General features: G+C 67.6%; 19 protein-coding genes and 3 pseudogenes. 15 read left to right on the top strand and 7 right to left on the bottom strand.

From position 1 onward, the window contains the following. The first annotated feature begins 394 nt into the window (after window positions 1-394). Window positions 395-634 carry a DUF3107 domain-containing protein gene (locus BN4332_RS29630; RefSeq protein ID WP_066903408.1) on the top strand — a complete coding sequence of 80 codons (240 nt, stop codon included), beginning with the start codon at window positions 395-397 and terminating at the stop codon, window positions 632-634. A gap of 2 nt (window positions 635-636) precedes the next feature. Here BN4332_RS29630 and fasR read toward each other — a convergent pair whose 3' ends face one another. After that, the gene (fasR, locus tag BN4332_RS29625; protein ID WP_066903406.1) at window positions 637-1,296 is read right to left on the bottom strand and encodes an HTH-type transcriptional activator FasR; all 660 of its coding nucleotides are present in this window, start codon (window positions 1,294-1,296) and stop codon (window positions 637-639) included. Window positions 1,297-1,496: 200 nt separating this feature from the next. Between fasR and BN4332_RS29620 the strand changes: the two genes are divergently transcribed. The 3 genes from BN4332_RS29620 to BN4332_RS29610 all read left to right on the top strand — a co-directional run bounded on the left by BN4332_RS29620 (window position 1,497) and on the right by BN4332_RS29610 (window position 4,783). Then, window positions 1,497-2,534, top strand: a complete 1,038-nt coding sequence (locus tag BN4332_RS29620; protein WP_066903404.1) for a DUF3152 domain-containing protein — start codon at window positions 1,497-1,499, stop codon at window positions 2,532-2,534. A 179-nt stretch (window positions 2,535-2,713) separates the two neighbouring features. Beyond that, window positions 2,714-3,892 carry an adenylyltransferase/sulfurtransferase MoeZ gene (moeZ, locus tag BN4332_RS29615; RefSeq protein WP_200820470.1) on the top strand — a complete coding sequence of 393 codons (1,179 nt, stop codon included), beginning with the start codon at window positions 2,714-2,716 and terminating at the stop codon, window positions 3,890-3,892. 36 nt (window positions 3,893-3,928) lie between these two features. Then, a complete protein-coding gene (locus BN4332_RS29610; RefSeq protein ID WP_066903403.1) occupies window positions 3,929-4,783 on the top strand; it encodes a TIGR02569 family protein in 855 nt (284 codons plus the stop codon). 10 nt (window positions 4,784-4,793) lie between these two features. Here BN4332_RS29610 and BN4332_RS29605 read toward each other — a convergent pair whose 3' ends face one another. From BN4332_RS29605 to BN4332_RS33415, 3 genes are all read right to left on the bottom strand, one after another. After that, the gene (locus BN4332_RS29605) at window positions 4,794-5,090 is read right to left on the bottom strand and encodes an MGMT family protein (RefSeq protein WP_066903402.1); all 297 of its coding nucleotides are present in this window, start codon (window positions 5,088-5,090) and stop codon (window positions 4,794-4,796) included. A 2-nt stretch (window positions 5,091-5,092) separates the two neighbouring features. Next, window positions 5,093-5,866 carry an alpha/beta hydrolase gene (locus BN4332_RS29600; RefSeq protein ID WP_066903401.1) on the bottom strand — a complete coding sequence of 258 codons (774 nt, stop codon included), beginning with the start codon at window positions 5,864-5,866 and terminating at the stop codon, window positions 5,093-5,095. A gap of 152 nt (window positions 5,867-6,018) precedes the next feature. Next, a complete protein-coding gene (locus tag BN4332_RS33415; protein WP_160110954.1) occupies window positions 6,019-6,912 on the bottom strand; it encodes a hypothetical protein in 894 nt (297 codons plus the stop codon). A gap of 436 nt (window positions 6,913-7,348) precedes the next feature. On the opposite strand from BN4332_RS33415, the pseudogene BN4332_RS29595 reads away from it, so the two are divergent. The 3 pseudogenes from BN4332_RS29595 to BN4332_RS29585 all read left to right on the top strand — a co-directional run. After that, a pseudogene (locus BN4332_RS29595) lies at window positions 7,349-10,170 on the top strand (PD-(D/E)XK nuclease family protein). A gap of 57 nt (window positions 10,171-10,227) precedes the next feature. Continuing rightward, window positions 10,228-10,698 (top strand): annotated as a pseudogene (locus tag BN4332_RS33085) (3'-5' exonuclease); the annotation flags it as partial. Beyond that, window positions 10,685-13,209, top strand: a pseudogene (locus tag BN4332_RS29585) (UvrD-helicase domain-containing protein); the annotation flags it as partial. The pseudogenes BN4332_RS33085 and BN4332_RS29585, both read left to right, overlap by 14 nt. 81 nt (window positions 13,210-13,290) lie before the next feature. On the opposite strand, the gene BN4332_RS29580 reads toward BN4332_RS29585, so the two are convergent. After that, window positions 13,291-13,680, bottom strand: coding sequence for a DoxX family protein (locus BN4332_RS29580; protein WP_066903396.1), 390 nt, complete (start codon window positions 13,678-13,680; stop codon window positions 13,291-13,293). 75 nt (window positions 13,681-13,755) lie between these two features. On the opposite strand from BN4332_RS29580, the gene BN4332_RS29575 reads away from it, so the two are divergent. Both BN4332_RS29575 and nudC read left to right on the top strand, forming a co-directional pair. Then, window positions 13,756-14,850 carry a potassium channel family protein gene (locus BN4332_RS29575; protein WP_066903394.1) on the top strand — a complete coding sequence of 365 codons (1,095 nt, stop codon included), beginning with the start codon at window positions 13,756-13,758 and terminating at the stop codon, window positions 14,848-14,850. Next, on the top strand, window positions 14,847-15,797 hold the full coding sequence (gene nudC / locus BN4332_RS29570) for an NAD(+) diphosphatase (RefSeq protein ID WP_066903392.1): 951 nt from the start codon (window positions 14,847-14,849) through the stop codon (window positions 15,795-15,797). The genes BN4332_RS29575 and nudC overlap by 4 nt, the downstream gene beginning before the upstream one ends. Window positions 15,798-15,821: 24 nt before the next feature. On the opposite strand, the gene BN4332_RS29565 is transcribed toward nudC, so the two are convergent. Further along, on the bottom strand, window positions 15,822-16,070 hold the full coding sequence (locus tag BN4332_RS29565; RefSeq protein WP_066903390.1) for a mycoredoxin: 249 nt from the start codon (window positions 16,068-16,070) through the stop codon (window positions 15,822-15,824). Window positions 16,071-16,165: 95 nt separating this feature from the next. Here BN4332_RS29565 and BN4332_RS29560 point away from each other — a divergent pair, with 95 nt between their 5' ends. The 3 genes from BN4332_RS29560 to BN4332_RS29550 all read left to right on the top strand — a co-directional run bounded on the left by BN4332_RS29560 (window position 16,166) and on the right by BN4332_RS29550 (window position 18,930). After that, window positions 16,166-17,308 (top strand): acyl-CoA dehydrogenase family protein, encoded by a 1,143-nt coding sequence (locus BN4332_RS29560; protein WP_066903412.1) that lies wholly within the window; start codon window positions 16,166-16,168, stop codon window positions 17,306-17,308. Next, the gene (locus tag BN4332_RS29555; protein WP_066903389.1) at window positions 17,305-18,318 is read left to right on the top strand and encodes an acyl-CoA dehydrogenase family protein; all 1,014 of its coding nucleotides are present in this window, start codon (window positions 17,305-17,307) and stop codon (window positions 18,316-18,318) included. Before BN4332_RS29560 ends, BN4332_RS29555 begins: the two co-directional genes overlap by 4 nt. A gap of 84 nt (window positions 18,319-18,402) precedes the next feature. Beyond that, on the top strand, window positions 18,403-18,930 hold the full coding sequence (locus tag BN4332_RS29550; protein ID WP_066903388.1) for a helix-turn-helix domain-containing protein: 528 nt from the start codon (window positions 18,403-18,405) through the stop codon (window positions 18,928-18,930). Between the two features lie 32 nt (window positions 18,931-18,962). Here the strand turns inward: BN4332_RS29550 and BN4332_RS29545 are convergent, their stop codons facing one another. Further along, window positions 18,963-19,262, bottom strand: a complete 300-nt coding sequence (locus tag BN4332_RS29545; RefSeq protein ID WP_066903387.1) for a hypothetical protein — start codon at window positions 19,260-19,262, stop codon at window positions 18,963-18,965. Window positions 19,263-19,447: 185 nt separating this feature from the next. Here BN4332_RS29545 and BN4332_RS29540 point away from each other — a divergent pair, with 185 nt between their 5' ends. From BN4332_RS29540 to BN4332_RS29530, 3 genes are read left to right on the top strand one after another with little or no spacing between them, the layout of a single operon-like run. After that, a complete protein-coding gene (locus BN4332_RS29540; RefSeq protein ID WP_066903385.1) occupies window positions 19,448-20,233 on the top strand; it encodes an aldolase in 786 nt (261 codons plus the stop codon). A 41-nt stretch (window positions 20,234-20,274) separates the two neighbouring features. After that, window positions 20,275-21,159, top strand: a complete 885-nt coding sequence (locus BN4332_RS29535) for a dihydrodipicolinate synthase family protein (RefSeq protein ID WP_066903383.1) — start codon at window positions 20,275-20,277, stop codon at window positions 21,157-21,159. Window positions 21,160-21,189: 30 nt separating this feature from the next. Beyond that, window positions 21,190-21,609, top strand: coding sequence for a hypothetical protein (locus tag BN4332_RS29530; protein WP_066903410.1), 420 nt, complete (start codon window positions 21,190-21,192; stop codon window positions 21,607-21,609). The last annotated feature ends 78 nt before the right edge of the window (window positions 21,610-21,687 follow it).

Below are 21,687 nucleotides of genomic sequence, written 5' to 3'. Positions count from 1 at the left end.
CGGCATCCGGATCGGCGGGGTAGTCGGACCGGTAGTCCGACCGGTAGTCGGTTTGGTAGTCGGGCGTGTATCCGGCGTACCCGGCGTAGCCGCCGGGCTCATACGGGCGGTCCCCGAAGCGCTCGGTCGGCGTGGTGTCGTATGGCGAATATTGCCTGGTCATGCTGCCGTCCCAGTCGTCTCATCCAATGTCGGCCCTGATGCTATCGAGGCAGAAGTGACGGATGAGGTTGAGCGTGGGGTGTGTCGGTCACGGTCAGGACTCGGTTCGATATCTGCGTTTCGCGCACGGCGTACCGCTGTGCCGCCCCCGCTGGCGGCGGCCGAGTGCCGACGTCTACTAGCCTGCTCAGGGAAGTCGACAACGACGCGAGAAAAGAAAGAAGGGTCCAGCGTGGAGGTCAAAATCGGTGTCACGGACAGCCCGCGCGAGCTGACCTTCAACAGCGCGCAGACGCCCAGCGAGGTGGAGCAGCAGGTCACCGAGGCACTTGCCAAGGACTCGGGTGTGCTGGCGCTGACCGATGAGAAGGGTCGGCGATTCCTGGTGCAGAACAGCCGGATCGCCTACGTCGAGATCGGCGCCGCCGACGTGCGCCGGGTCGGTTTCGGGGTTGGGGCGGAATCCGCCTGAGCTCAGGACCGGGTGAGTGGCACGTGTGACAGTCCGCCCCAGGCGAACTGCACCGTGCCATCCACGGCGGTGTTCCGGTCGATCGGCCGGTCGTTGGTCAGCCAGTACCGCGCCGAGTCGACGCTGATGGCCACCAACCCGACCGCGATCATCCTGGCGCGGTGCGCCTCGAGGCCGGAATCGCGGCTGATCAGATCGAACACCGCATCCGTGCAGGCCTCGGTGGCGACCTTCACCTGTGCCGCCACCTGTGGCTCGCTGACATAGTCGTTCTCGAAGATCAGCCGGTAGCCCTGGCTGTCGTGCTCGATGAAGTCGAAGAACGCCTCCACCGCCGCGCGCAGCCGCTGCCGGTTGTCGGTGGTGGTGCGCAGGGCCTGGCGCACGCCGGACACCAGATTGTCGACGTGGCGCTGCAGTACCGCCAGGTACAGCTCAAGCTTCGACGAAAAGTGTTGATAGAGAACCGGTTTGCTCACGCCTGCGCGTTCGGCGATCTCGTCCATCCCGGCGGCGTGGTACCCCCGGTCGACGAAGACCTCGCTGGCGGCCGCCAGGAGCTGGCCCCGCCGCTCGTCACGAGGCAGGCGATTGCCGCGCCGACCGCCACCGGTCGCCGGCTTGTCACCTCTCCTCTCGGCGGTGTTGGCGAGATCGCTCATCAGGTCCTCAATCTGTATTGCTCTGGCGCACTTGGACATGTTCATCCGAGCCGCTGATCGCACCGACACTACTACCGTCGCGCGCTCTTTCCGTCGCGCGGTGGGTCGCGAAACGTCGTGGGTTTCGAAATGACACCGGCCCGGTCACGGCATCGCTGCGCTCCGATCCGATCCACAGGAGCGTGTGCCATTCTGGTCCGGTGACCTACGACCCGGGACGTCGCGGGGGTGGCCGCGTCCCGGCGCTGCGCAACGAGTGGCGGGAACCGCTGCGCGCCCAGCGAGATCCGATTGCCTCCGATTCAGGGCGCGCCCGGTCCAACCGGGATGACCACCAGCACTGGCGCAAGCAGACGTGGATCGGCCGTTTCGTGTCGACCTACGGCTGGCGCGCATACGCGTTACCCGTGCTCATCGTGTTGACCGTGGTGGTGATCTACCAGACCATCACCGGCACGAGCGCGCCGCATTCCGCCCAGGACGAGGAAGGTCCCGTGCAGGGCCCGCCCACCATTGATGCGGCAGGCACCGCGATCATCGGTGCGCCGCCCAAGGGCCTGACCCAGTTCGACGCCAGCCTGCCCACCGGCATCCTGCCCGCAGGTGGCGCGTACACCGAGGCGGGCAACCGGACCTGGCGGATCGTGCCAGGCACCACCCCCAAGGTCGGCGAGGGCACGACGAAATCGTTCACCTACACCGTCGAGGTCGAGGACGGCGTCGACACCACCTCGTTCGGCGGTGACGAGGGATTCGCCCGCATGGTCAGCGAGACCCTCGCCAACCCCAAGAGCTGGACCCACAACGGTCTGTTCGCCTTCACCCGGGTGGACGAGAGCAGCGGCGTCGAGCCCGATTTCCGGGTGTCGCTGACCTCCCCGATGACCGTGCGCGAGGGCTGCGGGTACGACATCCAGCTGGAAGCGTCCTGTTACAACCCGTCCTTCGACGGGCATCAGCCCCGGGTGTTCGTCAACGAGGCGCGGTGGGTCCGCGGCGCGGTGCCCTTCCAGGGAGACATCGGCTCCTACCGGCAGTACCTGATCAACCATGAGGTTGGTCACGCCATCGGCTATCAGCGGCACGAGGCCTGCGAGGCCAACGGGCAGCTGGCGCCGATCATGATGCAGCAGACCTTCTCCACGTCCAACGACGACGCGGCCAAATTCGACCCGGAGACCGTCAAGGCCGACGGCCTGACCTGCAGATTCAATCCCTGGCCCTACCCGATCGCCTGACCGCGCCCGCCGCGGTGACGATCCCGCTGCGCGCCGAGGCCGCGACGTCCGGGTTCCCGGCACGCGGTCGTGGTGGCCCGGGAGTGGGAAGCATCGACACCGGATTACCGTTGTGGGTACGAGCAGCTGGGACGATGAAGTGACCACAAAGACTGAGGAGACATCCGGTGTCCGCGAATTTGGACGTGTCGTTACCGCCGTTGGTTGAGCCGGCCGCTGAGCTGACCCGTGAAGAGGTGACGCGCTACAGCCGGCACCTGATCATCCCGGACGTCGGCGTGATCGGGCAGAAACGGCTGAAGAATGCCAAGGTGCTGGTGATCGGGGCCGGCGGGCTCGGGTCGCCGACACTGCTCTACCTGGCCGCGGCCGGGGTCGGCACCATCGGCATCGTCGAGTTCGACGTGGTCGACGAGTCCAACCTGCAGCGCCAGATCATCCACGGCCAATCCGACATCGGGAAGTCCAAGGCGCAGAGCGCCAAGGAATCGATCCTGGAGATCAACCCGCTGGTGCAGGTCAATCTGCACGAGTTCCGGTTGGAGCCCGACAATGCCGTGGAGCTGTTCAGCCAGTACGACCTGATCCTGGACGGCACCGACAACTTCGCCACCCGCTACCTGGTGAACGACGCCGCCGTACTGGCCGGCAAACCCTACGTCTGGGGGTCGATCTACCGGTTCGAGGGCCAGGTGTCGGTGTTCTGGGAGGACGCCCCGGACGGACTGGGCCTGAACTACCGCGATCTCTACCCCGAGCCGCCGCCACCGGGCATGGTGCCGTCGTGCGCCGAGGGTGGCGTGCTGGGCATCCTGTGCGCCTCGATCGCGTCGGTGATGGGCACCGAGGCGATCAAGCTCATCACCGGTATCGGCGAGCCTCTGCTGGGCCGCTTGATGGTCTACGACGCGCTGGAGATGTCGTACCGCACCATCCGGATCCGCAAGGATCCGTCGACGCCGAAGATCACCGAGCTGATCGACTACGAGGCGTTCTGCGGTGTGGTGTCGGACGAAGCCGCGGCCGCCGCGGCGGATTCCACGGTCACCCCGCTGGAGCTCAAGGAGCTGATCGACTCCGGGAAGCCGTTGGCGCTGATCGACGTCCGCGAACCCGTCGAGTGGGATATCAATCACATCGAGGGCGCCGAGCTCATTCCGAAGCCGACGTTCGAATCCGGTGACGCACTGGCAAAACTCCCGGTGGACCGAACCCCGGTGCTGTATTGCAAGACCGGCATCCGGTCGGCCGAGGTGCTCGCCATCGTGAAGAAGGCCGGTTTTTCCGACGCGATGCACCTGCAGGGCGGAATTGTGGCCTGGGCCAAGCAACTCGAACCCGACATGGTGATGTACTGACGGCTCGTTAGCCGGTTAACCGCTTAGGCTGAGGCTGTGAGTGTGGAACGGCCGCCGGAACATGTGCTGGCGGCGTTCGGCCTGTCCGGGGTGCGCCCGGTACCGCTCGGCTCGAGCTGGGAGGGTGGCTGGCGCTGCGGCGAAGTGGTGATGTCGATGGTTCCCGATCACGCCAGGGCGGCGTGGTCGGCCAAAGTGCGTGAATCGCTGTTCGTGGACGGGGTGCGCCTGGCGCGCCCGGTGCGCTCGACCGACGGCCGCTATGTGGTGGCCGGCTGGCGGGCCGACACGTTCGTGGCGGGCACGCCGGAACCGCGGCACGACGAAGTGGTGTCGGCGGCAGTGCGTTTGCACGAGGCCACCTCGAAGCTGGAGCGACCACGTTTCCTCACCCAACCGCCGGTGGCACCGTGGGCCGACGTCGACGTGTTCATCGCTGCCGACCGGGCTGCCTGGGAGGACCGTCCGCTCCATTCGCTGCCGCCCGGGGCCAGGGTTTCGCCCGGATCGGCCGATGGCCAGCGCTCCGTCGAGCTGATCAATCAGCTAGCGACCCTGCGCAGGCCGACCAAGAGCTCCAGCCAGCTGGTCCACGGTGACCTTTACGGCACAGTGCTTTTCGCGGGCACGGCCGCGCCGGGGATCACCGACATCACCCCATACTGGCGTCCGGCGCCGTGGGCCGCGGGTGTGGTGGTGGTCGACGCGCTGTCGTGGGGTGACGCCGACGACGGCCTGATCGAGCGGTGGGATTCGCTCCCTGAATGGCCGCAGATGTTGTTGCGGGCGTTGATCTTCCGGCTGGCCGTGCATGCACTGCACCCGCGGTCCACCGCGGCGGCGTTCCCTGGCCTGGCCCGCACGGCCTCGCTGGTCCGGCTGATCCTCTGAGCTTTTCCGGCTAGAAGGTGTGCCGATACTCGGCCAGGCGCACCCGGCCGTCGACGGCCAGCACGCCTTCGGCGCGCAGCCGCTCCAACTGCCGGGTGGCCAGATGCGGGGCCGGGCGCCCCGATGCCGGGATCACCCGGTGCCACGGCAGGTCGGACGAATCGGTCCGCATGATCCAGCCGACGATCCGTGGGCTGGAAAGGTCTGCGGCGTGGGCAATGTCGCCGTAGGTGCTGACCCGCCCCGACGGGATCGCGGCGACCAATGCCCGCACCAGTTCCACCTGCTCCTCGGTGACGGCAGGCATCGTCAGCCCAGCTGCTCGAGAAGCAACTTCGCCGTCTCGCCGGGTTTAGCCTGGGCCACCATGTGATCGCAATCCCAGTCCAGCAGAGTGAAATCCGGGCCCAGATGCCCACGCAGAGCGCTGATCAGACCCTCGCGCGCATAGGGCGGACTGGTGCGGGTGGCACGGACCAGAACCGTCGGAGTGCCCTTGCGCGGCAGTGCAACCGGGCGGGCCAGCTCGCTCCAATAGGACATCATGGCCGGGATGCTGATGCGCCACCCGACGCGGCCGCCGGGCAGTTCGATCAGATGCTCGTCGAGGTCGCGGTCCAACTCGGCCGGCGCCACGTCACCCCAGGAACCGTTCGCCTTCTCGGCGCGTGCCTCGGCGCGGTCGGGGTAATCGGGCGAAGCCATCATGCTGTCTGCAATCTCACGCATCCATTCGCCGTCGAGCTCGACCGCCGGGTCCAGCAGCACCAGGCCGCTGACCAGATCCGGGTGCGCCGCAGCGAGATTGAGCGCCACCGCACCACCGAACGAATGCCCGGCCACCAGCGTCGGGCGATCCAGCAGCGCCGCCAAGGCATCGACGTTGGCATCCAGCGTCCACGGCGCCGACCACGACGAGCGACCATGACCGAGCAGATCGGGGGCGAGCACGGCCACCTCGGGCAGGTGCTGCTCGGCCAGCGTCTTCCAGCGTTGGCCGTGTCCGGTCAACCCGTGGATGAGCAGTAGCCCGGGTGGCTCGGCGGGTCCGTAGCGGTGAACATGCAACTTCTCGGCGGGCATCCGTTCATGCTGCCAGGAGGTTGGGCTGACGGTTTGTGGGGATCTACTTGTCGGGCGCCCGGCGAGATTGTGCTGGCTTGGCGATCGCGTGCGCTCTTGGCGTTGGTTGCGCCGGTGGCGTAAAGCGGCCCAGGCGGTTCGGGTCGGAGGTGTCAAACTGTGCTGTCGGGCCATCCGGGTACTGCTGGTTCGGCTTGGGGTGGGGTGTCGAGAACACTCACGAGGATCTGGGCTCGCTGCGCAGTGTTGTGGGGCATGACGTCACGGCACTGTTGTTCCATGTGGACATAGTCCGGATCTTGCGGCGTGTGGGTGGGTTTCCCGACGTGGCCCCAGTAGCCTCCTGGTGAGGCGCCGGTAATTTTCCAATGTCCGAACACGTCACCGATGGGTGCGGGGTTCCTGCCGGTTTGAGGTTGCATACCAACAGTCGCACCATCGCCGTTCTTGAGTTCAATCCGCCACAGAGTTACCGAGTGTTCGAGCTTAACGACATCCAGTTTGCCACTCGGAGAACTCAGCACTGAGGCATATTTTTCACGCTGTTTGATGGCCGGGGCAAAGACGTTGTATTTGCCCTCGCATACGTGGGCCAGGTAGCCGTCTGTGAGCGGGGAGAGTTCCATCATGTGGAAGTAATGGTTGCCGAAGAACGGTCCCTCAACGTAATTGAGATTCCTATTGCTTGAGGGAATCATCCATCTCACCTCCAATGGCAGATTGAGCCACTCCTCAGTACTGCCGGCTCGAGGGTCGAGAAGATCGGGCAGGGCCCGCTCAAACCCGGGATAGACATTCGGTGACGATTTTGTCATCGATCCAATTCGATAGGATTCTAGGTAGGCGCGCACGGGTATGGCGGGGCCGGTACGCAGGTCTATCCCGGGTTGTGCTGTCCATCGGAACCGGAAACCATTGAAATCACTGGGCCAGTTCGGGAACATATTTTTTGCGACCGCAGGGGCAGAAGACGGTTCTTGGTGGCCGGAACATCCGGTCAAGAGACACGCTGTTGCTGTAACAATGGCGAAGGTTTTCCTGGCCATTCGTAGCATCATGGGCATCCGTTCATGCGGCCTATGCTGCGCCCTCGGGCCATGCGGGTATTGCTGGCTCCGGCTTGGGGCGGGGTGTCGAGCAGGCCCCTGAGGATTTGTGCGTGCTGCTCGACGCTATGGGGCATCATGTCACGGTCGCCGTAAACCCTTAGCAGCCGTATCAATTCGATCGGCAGCGGTCGACACTGCCACCGGTTCCACTCGTAACTCTTCCGCGACTTCCCCGAACCTGTACACCAGAAAGCGTTGGTCTGTGGCCAAAACGGTATCACGGTCACACACGGCAACTGCAGAAAGTATCTGGCTTCCCGCGCCGGTGCGGCCAATAGCGCTAAAGCGGGCTCAATCCGCTCCGCTACTTGTCGGTCCCATTCGCTCCAATCCGCTCCGCTACTTGTCGGTCCCCTCTGGTGTCATGCCTTCCATGACCACACCACACGTCGAATCCGCACTGGCAGGCACCGAGCTGCTGGCACCGGGACGTGGCGGCGTGGTCCGGGTGCTGGGCGGCCCCGGCACGGGCAAGAGCTCACTGCTGATCAGCACCGCGGTCGAGCACATCACCGCGGGCACCGATCCCGAATCGGTGTTGCTGCTGACCGGGTCGGCCCGGTTGCGTGGCGAGGCCAGGGCCGCCATCACCGCCAGGATGCTCGGGGCGGGCACCCACGGTGTCGTGCGGGAGCCACTGGTGCGCACCGTGCACTCCTATGCGTTCGCACTGCTGCGATTGGCCGCCCAGCGCAACGGTGACCCGCCGCCGCGCCTGATCACCACCGCCGAACAGGACGGCATCATCCGCGAGCTGCTGGCCGGCGACCTGGAGGACGGCCCGAATTCACCGGTGGGTTGGCCCGAGCAGCTGTGGCCGGCGTTGAGCACCGCCGGTTTCGCCACCGAGCTGCGCGACCTGATGGCCCGCTGCACCGAGCGCGGGGTGGATCCGCGAGCCCTGCAACGGCTGGGCCGTTCGGCGGGGCGCCCGGAACCGTATCTTATACACATCTNATGGATGCTCCCGCGATCACCCTCACCCGGTCACACCGCTGCGCACCCGCGATCGCCGCGGCGATCTCGGGCATCGCCCGCCGGCTGCCCGGTGTCGGCGCCGGCCGACAGTTGGACGGCAACCCCGAACACGGAGAGGGTGCGCTGGAGGTGCGTCTGGCCGCCACGCCACACGCCGAGAACACCTACATCGCCGATGCGCTGCGGCGCGCGCATCTGGTCGACGGGGTGCCCTGGTCCGAGATGGCCGTGGTGGTGCGGTCCGTTCCGCGGGTCGGCGCGGGGTTGGCCCGGGCGCTGAGCGCGGCCGGGGTGCCGGTGCAGGCCACCGGCACCGATCTCGGCCTCGCACAACAACCCGCGGTCGCGGCCCTGTTGACCGTGTTGGCGACGACGGCAGCCGGGCACCTGGACGGCGACAGTGCCGTCGCGCTGCTCACCGGCCCGATCGGACGCGTGGATCCGGTGACGCTGCGTCAGTTGCGCCGCGCGCTGCGTCGCGCCGACGGCTCCACTCCGCCCCGGGATTTCACCGAACTGTTGGTCGCGGCGATCGAGTCGGAACCGGCCGGCCTGTCGGCCGAACATGCCAAGCCGCTGCGCCGGTTGCGGTCGGTACTGGCTGCCGCGCGCCGTAGCGAGCGTGACGGCGCCGATCCGCGCTACACGCTGTGGCAGGCCTGGAACGCCTGCCGGTTGCAGCCGCGCTGGTTGGCCGCCAGCGAGCGCGGCGGCACGATCGGGGCACAGGCCGACCGGGATCTGGACGCGGTGACGGCGCTGTTCGATGTGGCCGACCAATACGTGGCGCGCACGGCGGGGGCCTCGCTGCGTGGTCTGGTCGACCACGTCGCGGCGCTGGGAACGTCGATCTCGGCATCGGATGCCGACCCCCATGCCCAGGCCGTGTCGGTGCTCAGCGCCCATGCCGCGCTGGGCCGGGAATGGGATTTCGTGGTGATCGCCGGCGTCCAGGAGGGCTTGTGGCCCAACACGATTCCGCGCGGTGGCATCCTGGGAACACAGAATCTCGTCGACGTCCTCGACGGTGTGGCGGCGCCGGCCGACCGTGCGGTGTCGACCAGGGCACCGCTGCTCGCCGAGGAGCGACGCTTGTTGATGGCGGCCATGGGCCGGGCCCGTCGCCGGCTGCTGGTGACCGCGGTCGACAGCGACGGAGGCGACGAATCGCTGTTGCCGTCGCCGTTCTGCACCGAGCTGGCCGAGATGGCAGGTGAATCCGCGCCGTTACCGCCGCTGGCGGCGCCGCGGGTGTTGGTGCCCTCGGCCGTGGTCGGCCGGCTGCGCGCCGTGGTGTGCGCACCGGAGGGCACGGTTGACGACGAGTCCCGGGCCTGTGCGGCAGCGCAATTGGCCAGGCTGGCCGCCGCCGGCGTACCTGGCGCCGACCCGTCGCAATGGCACGGCATGACCGCCCTGTCCACCGAGGAGCCGCTGTGGTCGGACTCCGAACACGTGGTCACCCTGTCGCCGTCGACGCTGCAGATGCTCACCGATTGCCCGTTGCGGTGGCTGCTGGAGCGGCACGGCGGCAGCGACGGCCGCGACGTCCGTTCGACGGTGGGGTCGTTGCTGCACGCGCTGGTCTCCGATTCCGGCAAGACCGAGAGCCAGTTGATCAACGACCTGGAAAAGGTCTGGGAAGACCTACCTTTCGAGGCCAAGTGGTATTCGGACAATGAGTTGTCGCGGCACCGGGCGATGCTGGAGACCTTCACCCGGTGGCGGGCCGACACGCGTGACCAACTGACCGAGGTGGCCACCGAGATCGATGTCGACGGAGTGATCGTCGAACCTGGGTCCGAGGGTCCGGGGGTTCGGGTGCGCGGCCGGTTGGATCGTCTCGAGCGGGACCGGGCGGATCGGCTCGTGGTGGTCGACCTCAAGACCGGCAAGAGCCCGGTCACCAAGGACGATGCGCAGAAGCACGCTCAGCTGGCCACCTACCAGCTCGCGGTGGCGGCCGGCCTGTTGCCGCACGGGGCGCAACCGGGTGGTGGGCGGTTGGTATACCTGGGCAAGGCCGGTGCAGCCGGTGCCACCGAACGCGAACAGGATCCGATGACACCCGACACCCGTGCCGACTGGCTGGGCGCCGTGGGCAGCGCCGCGGCCGCCACGGCCGGGCCGCATTTCGTGGCCCGGGTCAACGACGGCTGCTCTAACTGCCCGGTGCGGTCCTCATGCCCGGCCCAGGCGACCGGGGACCGGTCATGACGGGCACCGTGCAGCCCACTGTGCGGTACAGCCCGGCCGAACTGTCCGCCGCGCTNCGACCAATACGTGGCGCGCACGGCGGGGGCCTCGCTGCGTGGTCTGGTCGACCACGTCGCGGCGCTGGGAACGTCGATCTCGGCATCGGATGCCGACCCCCATGCCCAGGCCGTGTCGGTGCTCAGCGCCCATGCCGCGCTGGGCCGGGAATGGGATTTCGTGGTGATCGCCGGCGTCCAGGAGGGCTTGTGGCCCAACACGATTCCGCGCGGTGGCATCCTGGGAACACAGAATCTCGTCGACGTCCTCGACGGTGTGGCGGCGCCGGCCGACCGTGCGGTGTCGACCAGGGCACCGCTGCTCGCCGAGGAGCGACGCTTGTTGATGGCGGCCATGGGCCGGGCCCGTCGCCGGCTGCTGGTGACCGCGGTCGACAGCGACGGAGGCGACGAATCGCTGTTGCCGTCGCCGTTCTGCACCGAGCTGGCCGAGATGGCAGGTGAATCCGCGCCGTTANGACCTGCCGCCGCTGTTGCGCGGCGATCGGGCCACGGAGTCGGAGTTGGGGGTGCCGGTCCTGGACACCTCCGACATCAACGACCGGAAGATCCTGTCGGACAAGATCTCCGACCACAAGCGCAGCCTCGACCAGCGTCGCATCGACGAGGAACGCCGGTTGCTCTACGTCGCGATCACCCGGTCCGAGGACACCTTGCTGATCTCCGGCCATCACTGGGGCGCCACCGAGAGCAAGCCGCGCGGGCCGTCGGACTTCCTGTGCGAGATCAAGGCGATCATCGAGGACGCCGACGCTAAGGGCCGGCCGTGCGGCCAGATCGAGCAGTGGGCTGCCGAACCGGCGGCCGGTGAAATAAACCCGTTGCGGGACAAGGTGATCGAGGCGATCTGGCCCGCGGAGCCCGCCCGGCTGTCCGACGTCGGCCGGGGAGCGGCGCTCGTGACGCAGGCACAAGAGCAAGCACTGGCAGGCGGCGACGGCCGTAACGACGACGCGCCANCCGCGGGCCAGTTGTTGCGCCGGGTGCGCACCCGGTTGGCCAGGCTGGCAGGCACCGGCCTGATGCCGGTGACCGGTGACGCCGACGAGATAGCGACGGTCAGCACCTATCACGCGTTCGCCGGTACCTTGCTGCGCGAGCACGGCCTGCTGCTCCCGGTCGAACCCGACACCCGGCTGCTCAGCGAAACCGAGCTGTGGCAACTGGCTTTCGAGGTGGTGTGCGCGCATCCGGGTGAGCTGGCCATCGAGAAGACCCCGGCGGCGGTCACCGCCATGGTGCTGCGGCTGGCCGGCGCACTCGCCGAGCATCTGGTGGACACCGACCAGCTGCGCGACACCCACGTGGAGCTCGAGCGGCTGGTGCACACCCTTCCGGCCGGGCCCTACCAACGCGACCGCGGGCCGAGCCAGTGGCTGCTGAAGATGCTGGCCACCCAGACCGAACGCACCGAGCTGGTGCCCCTGATCGACGCGCTGCACCAGCGGATGCGGGCCGACAAGGTGATGGATTTCGGCATGCAGATGTCGGCGGCGGCCCGGCTGGCGGCGAGTTTCCCACAGGTCGGCGAACAGTTGCGGCAGCGGTACCGGGTGGTGCTGCTCGACGAGTACCAGGACACCGGGCACGCCCAGCGGGTGGCGTTGTCCTCGCTGTTCGGCGGAGGCGTCGACGACGGGCTGGCCTTGACCGCGGTGGGCGATCCGATCCAGTCCATCTATGGCTGGCGGGGCGCATCGGCGACCAACCTGCCGAGGTTCACCACGGACTTCCCGCACGCGGACGGCACGCCGGCGCCGACCCTGGAACTGCGGACCAGCTGGCGCAATCCGCCGAGTGCCCTGCACCTGGCCAACGCCGTCTCGGCAGAGGCGCGGCAGCGCTCGGTGTCCGTGCACGAGCTGCGCCCCCGGCCCGACGCCGCGCCGGGCACCATCCGGTGCGCCTTGCTGAACGATGTCGACACCGAACGTGATTGGGTGGCAGACCATCTGGCCCGGACCTACCACGGCGCGGTGGCGCAGGGGGCCAACCCNATCACTGGGGCGCCACCGAGAGCAAGCCGCGCGGGCCGTCGGACTTCCTGTGCGAGATCAAGGCGATCATCGAGGACGCCGACGCTAAGGGCCGGCCGTGCGGCCAGATCGAGCAGTGGGCTGCCGAACCGGCGGCCGGTGAAATAAACCCGTTGCGGGACAAGGTGATCGAGGCGATCTGGCCCGCGGAGCCCGCCCGGCTGTCCGACGTCGGCCGGGGAGCGGCGCTCGTGACGCAGGCACAAGAGCAAGCACTGGCAGGCGGCGACGGCCGTAACGACGACGCGCCAGGTGCGGTCGACCGGGAGGGCTGGGCGGCCGACGTCGATGCGCTTCTGGCCGAGCGGGAACGTGGCGCCCAGGTTGCCCCGGTTGAACTACCCGGTCAGCTGTCGGTGAGCACACTGGTGGAGCTGAGTCGTGACCGTCAGGCCGCCCTGCAGCGTCTGCGCCGGCGGCTGCCCCAACGTCCGGACCCGAACGCCTTGCTGGGCACCGCTTTCCACGAATGGGTGCAGCGGTTCTTCCACTCCGAGCGGTTGTTCGATCTCGATGACCTGCCCGGTGCGGTGGACAGCGACAGCGGACGCGCCGGGGCGGCCGAACTGTCCGAGTTGCAGGACGCGTTCGTCATGTCTCCGTGGGCGGCGCGTACCCCGATCGAGGTGGAGGTCCCGTTCGACATGGTGATCGGGCAGGCCCGAACCACCATCGTCCGCGGCCGCATCGACGCGGTGTTCGCGCACGACGACGGCACCACCACCGTCGTGGACTGGAAAACCGGCGAGCCACCGACGACGCCGGAAGCCTTGGCCCAGGCTTCGGTTCAGCTCGCGGTGTACCGCCTGGCCTGGGCCGCGCTGCGCGGCTGCGCTCCGGAATCCGTGTGGGCGGCGTTCCACTACGTGCGATCGGGGCAGACCATCAGCCCCGAGTGGCTGCCCGGGGAGGACGAGATCGTCGCCCTGCTCACCGATCCGTCGGCCACCGCGGCGGGTGGCACCGACAGCGACGTCGGCTGATCGCCGATTTGAACACGTTGGTGCCCAGGCGTTCTGACGGCTGGGTCAGGAGTTGCGGTACACCCGAAGTGCGGAGGTGATCATCGGGATCTGCAACGGCAGCCGGGCGATCGCGACGATCCGCATCGGCCACGGTTTGTCCCACCACAGCCGGACCATGTTCAGGTTGCCGGGGAACACGGCGAGGAAGAGAGCCACCGCGGCCAGCGCCCCCAACCGTCGGGTGCGAGGCGCGGCGAGCAGCGCGCCGGTGGCCAGCTCGCCGACGCCGGAGGCATAGGTGTAGAAGCGCGGGCTGCCGGGCAGCTCGGCCGGGATGATGGTGTCGAAGGGTTTGGGCGCCACGAAATGCAGGGTGCCCATGCCCAGGAGCAGGGCCGCCATGCGTCGGGCGGCGGGTGCGGCGGAGATCCGCTGAGCCTCGGGTGCGGTCATGGTTACATTGTGGCGTGCGTCTGATCGGAACGATCCCGGCACGCCCCGGGGTGCTTTGCTCGATGATGGGGTCGCGTGGCTAAAGGCAGGCTGCGGCGCCGGCTCGCCGCGATCGACTCGAACCTGACTTCGCGCCCGGATGCCGCGCTGGTCGATGTTCTGCGCATCCCCGAACCGTTCGTCAGCCCGGCACGCAAGATCTTCATGCGGGTGCTGTACGCGTTGGCGGCGTTGTTCGCCGCGGTGCTCATCGTCTACGCGGACCGGTACGGGTACCGCGACGTCGACAGCCTCCCGGATGAGAACAACCCGCTGTCGTTCCTGGATTGCCTGTACTACGCCACGGTGTCGCTGTCGACGACCGGCTACGGCGACATCACGCCATACACCGATTCGGCGCGGCTGGTCAACGTCCTGGTCATCACGCCGCTGCGGGTGGCGTTCCTGATCGTGCTCATCGGTACCACCGTGGAAACCCTGACCACCCAATCCCGGCAGGCGCTGAAGATTCAGCGATGGAGGAACAAAGTGCGTAACCACACCGTCGTCGTCGGATACGGCACCAAGGGCCGAACGGCGGTTGCCGCGATGGTCGGGGATGAGGTCTCCCCGGCCGACATCGTGGTCGTCGACGAGGACGCCGCCGCGCTGGAACGCGCCAAGGGCGCGGGACTGGTCACGGTGCACGGCGACGCCACCAATTCTTCGGTGTTGCGGCTGGCCGGTGCTCAGCACGCCAAGTCGATCATCGTGGCCGCGGACAACGATGCGAGTGCCGTGCTGGTGACACTGACCGCGCGGGAATTGGCGCCGAAGGCCAAGATCATCGCCGCCGTGCGGGAATCGGACAACCTGCATCTGCTCAAGCAGTCCGGCGCGGACTCCACGGTGGTGTCGTCGGAGACCGCCGGCCGGCTGCTGGGCATCGCGACCCAGACCCCCAGCGTGGTGGAGATGATGGAGGACCTGCTGACGCCGGACGCCGGGTTCGCCATCGCCGAACGGGAGGTCACCCCCAAGGAGGAGGGCGGCTCGCCGCGGCATCTGCACGACATCGTGCTCGGCGTCGTGCGGGAGGGCCGTCTGGTGCGGGTGGATGCACCGGAGGTCGACGCGCTGGAGGCCGGTGACCGGCTGCTCTACATCCGCAGCGCGGACGCCGAGCGATGAGTCCGCGTCGCCTCAGTTTCGGCCTGCGGAACGTTCCTCTGCTGTCGCGGGTCGGCGCTGACCGGGCCGATGCCCTGCGCACCGACGTCGACGCCGCGACCGAGGGCTGGAAGGACGCCCTGCTGCTGCGCGTCGACCGGCGCAACCAGGTGCTGATCTCGGGTGGTCAGGTGGTGCTCGGCAAGGCCTCCGCCCTGGCCGCCGACAAGCCGCCGGAGCACGCGGTGTTCCTGGGCCGGCTCGGCGACGGGCGTCATGTCTGGGGTGTCCGCAGTGCGCTGGAGGCGCCCGAGGATCCGGATGCGCCGACCGAGGTGCTCGATCTGCGCCGCGCCGGGGACGTCTTCGACGACGTCAGCGCCCAACTGGTGGCCACCGCGACGGCGTTGCTGAACTGGCATGACCGGGCCCGGTTCAGCGCGGTGGACGGTGCGGCGACGAAATCGGCGAAGGGCGGTTGGTCGCGGGTCGACCCGCTGACCGGGCATGAGGAATTCCCGCGGATCGACCCCGCGGTGATCTGCCTGGTGCATGACGGCTACGACCGCGCGGTCCTGGCCCGGCAGACGCTGTGGCCGGAGCGGTTGTTCTCGATCCTGGCCGGATTCGTCGAGGCAGGCGAATCGTTCGAGACCTGCGTGGTGCGTGAGATCGCCGAGGAGATCGGCCTCACGGTCACCGACGTGCAGTATCTGGGCAGCCAGCCGTGGCCGTTCCCGCGGTCACTCATGGTCGGGTTCCACGCCATCGGCGACCCGGAGCAGCCGTTCTCGTTCAATGACGGCGAGATCGCCGAGGCCGACTGGTTCACCCGGGCCGAGGTCCGGGAGGCGCTGGATCAGGGTGACTGGAGCGCGCTCGACGGCGAATCGCCGTCGCGGCTGTTGTTGCCGGGGTCGATCTCGATCGCCCGCGAGATCATCGAATCCTGGGCGGCCCTGGACTGACCGGGGCCGCACGCCGGGACGTCGTCAGCCGAGCTTGGCCTTGACCTGCTTGATGGTCGGGTTGGTCAGCGTCGACCCGTCGGCGAACTTCACGGTCGGCACCACGTGGTTGCCGCCGTTGACGGAACCGACGAACTCGGCTGCGGCCGGATCCTGCTCGATGTCGACCTCGGTCCACTCGATGCCTTCTGCCTTCAGCGCGGTCTTGAGCCGCCTGCAGTAGCCGCACCATGTGGTGGTGTACATGGTCAGGGCGGTCGGTGTAGCAGTCATAGTGCATCTAACGTAGCCCAGGCGTCGTCCATGCCCGGCGGTGACGCAGGTCTCCGCCGACCGGCGGTAAGTTGCTAATCCGCAGTGGGACGGAGCTGAACATGACCCGATTGGTGCCGCCGGTGGCAGGCGACCCGCATCTGCTCGACGAGTTGCGGTTGGAGGTGCGCCGGTTTGTCGCCGAGCAGCAGCAGGCGGGCAAGATCGGCCGGTACGCCGACAGTTGGCTGACCGGTTGGGACGAGGAGTTCAGCAAGGCGCTGGCCGCTCGTGGGTGGCTGGGGATGACGGTTCCCGTCTCCTACGGCGGGCACGGCCGCAGCCACCAGGAACGTTTCGTGGTCACCGAGGAGCTGTTGGCGGCGGGCGCGCCGGTGGGTGCGCACTGGATCGCCGACCGCCAGATCGTCCCGTCGCTGCTGAAGTACGGCACGGAGGAGCAGCGCCGAAAGTTCTTGCCCGCCATTGCGAAAGGCGAGTGCTACTTCGGTATCGGGATGAGCGAGCCGGATTCCGGGTCGGACCTGGCCAGCGTGCGCACCAAGGCGGCGCCGGTCGACGGCGGCTGGGCGGTCACCGGCACGAAGGTGTGGACTTCGGGCGCGCATCTGGCACATGCGTTCATCTGCCTGGCGCGTACCGCGCCGGTGGATCCGGCCCACCGGCACGACGGCCTCAGTCAGTTCATCGTCGATCTGCGTGCCCCCGGCGTCGACATCCGGCCCATCATCTCGATGAACGGCAAACACCACTTCAACGAGGTGATCCTCGATGAGGTGTTCGTGCCCGATGCCATGGTGTTCGGCACCATCGGCAACGGCTGGCAGCAGGTCACCTCGGAGCTCAGCTTCGAACGCAGCGGTCCCGAGCGCTTCCTTTCTACGTTTCCGGTGCTGGCCGAGATGGCCTCGCACATGAATGACGGATCACTGCCACGCCACCCGGATCTGGGGCGTTACCTCGGTCGCATCACGGGCCTGCACCAGATGTCGATGGCGGTGGCCGGCGCGCTGGAGCGGCATGAACCGGCCGATACCGCGGCCGCGGTGGTCAAGGTGCTCGGCACGTCCACCGAGGGGGACATCGCCGATTTCGCCGACGTGCTCGGGGATGCCGGTGACGAGGGATACCGGGCGATGGTGGACGACGCCGTCGTGCAACGTCCCGGTTTCACTCTGCGTGGCGGCACCAATGAGGTGTTGCGGGGTGTCATTGCGAGGGGACTGGGGTTGAGATGAGTGTCGACGCCGAACTGGTCGAGATGATGTCGGCGGTGTTCGCCGCGCACCGCGAAGCGCACGCGCCCGGGGAGGCGGTGGACGAATTATGGGACCAGTTGGGTGAACTCGGTCTGGTCCGGCTCACCGGGTCCGAGGAGTCCGGCGGCAGCGGCGCGGGGTGGGCCGAGGCGGTCGAGTTGCTGCGGGCGGCCGCCTGGCACGGGGTGAGGGTCCCGTTGGCCGAACACGATCTACTGGCGTGCTGGTTGTTGGAGACCGTTGGGCTTCCGGTCGACGATGCTCGCCGCACGGCCTGTCTGCTCGACGGCGACGGCGTGGCCCGTGCGGTGCCGTGGGCCGCGGACTCCCAGCGGGTGGTCGTGCTGTGGCCGGCCGGTACCGGCTACCGGGTCGCCGATGTCGACACCACGTCGCTGACGGTGACGGCGGGCCGCAACAGCGCGGGCGAACCTCGCGACGACGTTCATGCCGACGTCTCGGGATTGACCGGCACTTCGGTGCCCGACACCGTGATCGCACAGTTCACCCGCCGCACCGCGCTGGTGCGCGCGGTGCAGGTGTGCGCCGTTCTGGACCGGATCGTGGCGCTGTCGGTGGTCCACGCCGGCGAACGCATCCAGTTCGGCCGGCCGTTGGCGAAGTTCCAGGCGGTGCAGAACCTGGTTGCCGACATCGCCGCCGAATCGGCGCTGGCACGGGCCGCCACCGACGGGGCACTGGCCGAGGCGCTGCGCACGGAATGGTCCGCGTCGCAGCTGGATTTCCTTGTCGCCGTGGCGCGTTCCTGTGCCGGTCACGCCGCCTCGGTGGTGGTGCGCAACGCACACCAGGTGCACGGCGCGATCGGCACCACCCGGGAACACCGCCTGCACGAGTTCACCATGCCCGCGCTGGCCTGGCGTTCGGAGTACGGCTCGGTGGCCCACTGGGACCAGGTCCTGACCGACTACGCCACCCAGGCGGGTGCAGACAAGTTGTGGGCGTTGGTCACCGCCACCGGTGGCTAGCGGTCGGAATGTCGACCATATGACACCGGCTGTCATATGGGACCATGTGGCCATGTCGTTCGTTCGCCTGTTGCGGGAGGTGTGATGAGTGCCCTGTTGCGCGCTGTACGTCAACAGCGCGGTATGACGCTCGAACAGCTCGCCGAGGCAACCGGATTGACCAAGAGCTACCTGTCGAAGGTCGAACGGCAGCGTTCCACCCCGTCGATCGCGGTCGCGATGAAGCTGGCCCGCGCGCTCGAGGTCGATGTCGCGCAGTTGTTCTCCGAGGATCCGGCGGTCACGACGTTGGCCGTCGACCGCGCCGGCGAGCGGGGGACCAGCCGGTATCAAGCGGTGGCCGCGGGAATGCTCGGAAAGACGATGTCGCCGTTCATCGTCCGGCCGACACTCAAGTTCGCCGACCATCCCCACCCCGAACACGCCGGGCAGGAGTTGGTGTTCGTCCATGCCGGCACCGTGGAGCTGCGGTACCAGGACGAGTTGGTCGTCCTGGAGCCCGGTGACTGCGCCTATTTCGACGCCTCTCTGCCGCACCAACTTCGGCAGCGGGGAAGCACGCCCAGTGAGGTTCTGGTGATCACCCACACCGAGTACGGCCGTAATCGCTGACGGCGCGCGCTCCGGGCTCCGGCGGCGGACCGTCAGCATGTGAGGTTCACGTGCACCGTGGGGATCGGTTCGAAATCCGGTAGGCCGTGGATGGTGACCGTCTTCGCCTGAGGGCGGACCACGACCGTGCGGACGTTGCTCACGGTGCACTCGCTGAGTGGGCCGTTGCCGACCTTGTTGACGATCACCCGCTTGCCGTCGGCCTGTAGGCGCGCGATCGTTTCGGCTGCCGATGGGCCGGTGGGGGCGGCGGTGCCGACGGCGGCCCCCACCGTGAGCCAGCTCGTGATCGCGCCGATCGCTAACCCCGTGGATGTGGCGATGTGCTTCATGGCTTTTCACTCCTTCTTCGATGGTTCGATCTGCAGCCCAATCTTAGGACACAAAGTGTCCTGACGGAAACGTGATTAATCACGCGGAATATTTCGGCCAGTTCACAACGGTTGACGAGAGGACACAAGGTGTCCTACAGTTCGTGTTGTGTCTCCGGTCCCTCAACACGGAAAGGAATGCCGAGATGACCACCACGCTTGGTGATTCGAAACAGGTTCTGATGCAGCGTGCGCTCGATGGGTTGTCCACCCATATCGAGGAGTCCACGCTGTCGACGCGGCAGAAGCTGGCCTTGACGTGCCGGGCGTTGTTCGACGCCGGCCACGACTCGGGCCTGGCCGGCCAGATCACCGCACGTGCCGAGGAGCCGGGCACGTACTACACCCAACGCCTCGGGCTGGGTTTCGATGAGATCACCGAAGACAACCTGCTGCTCGTCGACGAGGATCTCAACGTTCTCGAAGGCGGAGGGATGGCGAACCCCGCCAACCGGTTCCACAGCTGGATCTACCGCGCGCGGCCCGACGTGCAGTGCATTGTGCACACCCACCCGTTCCACGTCGCCGCACTGTCGATGCTCGAAGTTCCGTTGCAGGTGTCGCAGATGGACATCGCCCCGCTGTACGACGATTGCGCCTTCCTGGCTGACTGGCCCGGCGTTCCGGTGGGCAACGAAGAAGGCGAGATCATCAGTGCCGCACTGGGGGACAAGAAGGCCATCCTGCTGGCCCACCACGGCCACGTGATCGCCGGGGCCAGCATCGAGGAATCGTGCTCGCTGGCGATGCTGATCGAGCGCGGCGCCAAGCTGCAGCTGGCCGCCATGGCGGCCGGAACGATCGCCGACCTGCCGCCCCGGTTGGCGCGTGAGGCTCACGACTGGACGTTGCGGCCCAAGCGCAGCCAGGCCAATTTCGCCTATTACGCCCGCCGGGCGCTCCGCAACCATCCCGACGCGCTGACCAGTTGATCCGTCCGACCAGCCCACAACTACACGAAAAGGACACCACGATGCCCTCCAACACCGAAATCCACGGAATTCTCGCCTATCCGGTGACGCCGTTCACGCCGGACCACCAGATCGACACCGGCAAGCTCGCAGCCCTGGTCGACCGGCTGGTCACCGGGGGCGCGCACGGGATCGTCCCACTCGGCAGCACCGGTGAGTCGGCCTATCTCACCGAGGCCGAGTTCGACACCGTCATCGACACCACGATCGGCGTGGTCGACCGCCGGGTACCTGTCATCATCGGCGCATCAGATCTGACCACCGCCAACACCATTCGCCGCGCCCAGTACGCCGAGCGGTCCGGTGCGGACGCGGTGATGGTGCTGCCGATCTCGTACTGGAAACTGTCCGAACGGGAGATCGCCCAGCACTACGCGGCGATCGGGGCGGCGATCGGCATTCCCATCATGGTCTACAACAACCCCGCCACCAGTGGCATCGACATGCAGCCCGAACTGTTGGTCCAGATGTTCAACGACATCGACAACGTCACCATGGTCAAGGAATCCACCGGCGACCTGTCGCGGATGCACCGGATCGCCGAGTTGAGCGATGGCCGGTTGCCGTTCTACAACGGCAACAACCCGTTGGCGCTCAAGGCTTTCAACGCGGGAGCGAAGGGATGGTGCACCGCGGCGCCGAACCTGCGCCCGGAGCCCTGCCTGGCTCTCTACGAGGCGATCCGTGCTGGGGACCAGGCCCGGGCCGAGGAGTTGTACCAGGACCTGCGCCCGCTGTTGGAGTTCATCGTGGCCGGTGGCCTGCCCACCACGGTCAAGGGCGGGCTCGAGCTGTTGGGTCAGGGTGTCGGAGTGCCGCGGCTGCCCCTGCTGCCCCTCGATGACAGCGGCCGCGAGGAGCTGCGCCGACTGCTCGCCGTGGCCTGACGGAACATCGTGGATCGCACTGTGCCGGTGGTGGGTAGTGCCACCGCCGTGACCTTGCTCGCGGCCGGTTTGATCTTCCTGCTGGCCCTGACGCTCGGAGTGTGGAAGTACCGGCAGATGGTGACCTCCGAGTCGCATGTCGCACATCCGTATGTCGACATCGCTCATCGTGCGTCGCTGCTCTACGCGTCCGCAACACTGCTGACGGCGGTTTTCGTCGAGCTCAGCGCCTGGCCGGGTTGGGTCAACCTGACCGCTGCGATGGTTCTGGTCTTCTTCTTCCTCGCAGCGATCGTGAGCTACATCGTCCACGGTGTCCGGCGGGACACCACGAATCAGTTCGAGCGCCCCAGCCTCGGCATGCACATCTCGATGGTGCTGCTCATCGCCGGGGAGATCGGTGGGTTCGCGGTTCTGCTCGCCGGATTCGGCTGGGGGCAATGGGGTTGAGTGTCGAGCGGACCGGGGCGGGGCTGGTGGCGGTCGCCGTCAGCCCCGCCGGCCCAACAACTTTCGGGTGCGGGCCGG

Source organism: Mycolicibacterium houstonense, assembly GCF_900078665.2.
GTDB lineage: Bacteria > Actinomycetota > Actinomycetes > Mycobacteriales > Mycobacteriaceae > Mycobacterium > Mycobacterium houstonense.
This window is presented reverse-complemented; position numbering and strand designations above follow the sequence as displayed.

What these genes read in the sequence shown, in the direction of transcription:
- BN4332_RS33415 (WP_160110954.1), bottom strand. Translation starts at nt 6,912, where the DNA reads ATGGCCAGGAAAACCTTCGCCATTGTTACAGCAACAGCGTGTCTCTTG.
- BN4332_RS29545 (WP_066903387.1), bottom strand. Translation starts at nt 19,262, where the DNA reads ATGAAGCACATCGCCACATCCACGGGGTTAGCGATCGGCGCGATCACG.
- BN4332_RS29555 (WP_066903389.1), top strand. Translation starts at nt 17,305, where the DNA reads ATGAGTGTCGACGCCGAACTGGTCGAGATGATGTCGGCGGTGTTCGCC.
- BN4332_RS29550 (WP_066903388.1), top strand. Translation starts at nt 18,403, where the DNA reads ATGAGTGCCCTGTTGCGCGCTGTACGTCAACAGCGCGGTATGACGCTC.
- BN4332_RS29535 (WP_066903383.1), top strand. Translation starts at nt 20,275, where the DNA reads ATGCCCTCCAACACCGAAATCCACGGAATTCTCGCCTATCCGGTGACG.
- nudC (WP_066903392.1), top strand. Translation starts at nt 14,847, where the DNA reads ATGAGTCCGCGTCGCCTCAGTTTCGGCCTGCGGAACGTTCCTCTGCTG.
- BN4332_RS29600 (WP_066903401.1), bottom strand. Translation starts at nt 5,866, where the DNA reads ATGCCCGCCGAGAAGTTGCATGTTCACCGCTACGGACCCGCCGAGCCA.
- BN4332_RS29565 (WP_066903390.1), bottom strand. Translation starts at nt 16,070, where the DNA reads ATGACTGCTACACCGACCGCCCTGACCATGTACACCACCACATGGTGC.
- BN4332_RS29605 (WP_066903402.1), bottom strand. Translation starts at nt 5,090, where the DNA reads ATGCCTGCCGTCACCGAGGAGCAGGTGGAACTGGTGCGGGCATTGGTC.
- BN4332_RS29580 (WP_066903396.1), bottom strand. Translation starts at nt 13,680, where the DNA reads ATGACCGCACCCGAGGCTCAGCGGATCTCCGCCGCACCCGCCGCCCGA.
- fasR (WP_066903406.1), bottom strand. Translation starts at nt 1,296, where the DNA reads ATGAGCGATCTCGCCAACACCGCCGAGAGGAGAGGTGACAAGCCGGCG.
- BN4332_RS29540 (WP_066903385.1), top strand. Translation starts at nt 19,448, where the DNA reads ATGACCACCACGCTTGGTGATTCGAAACAGGTTCTGATGCAGCGTGCG.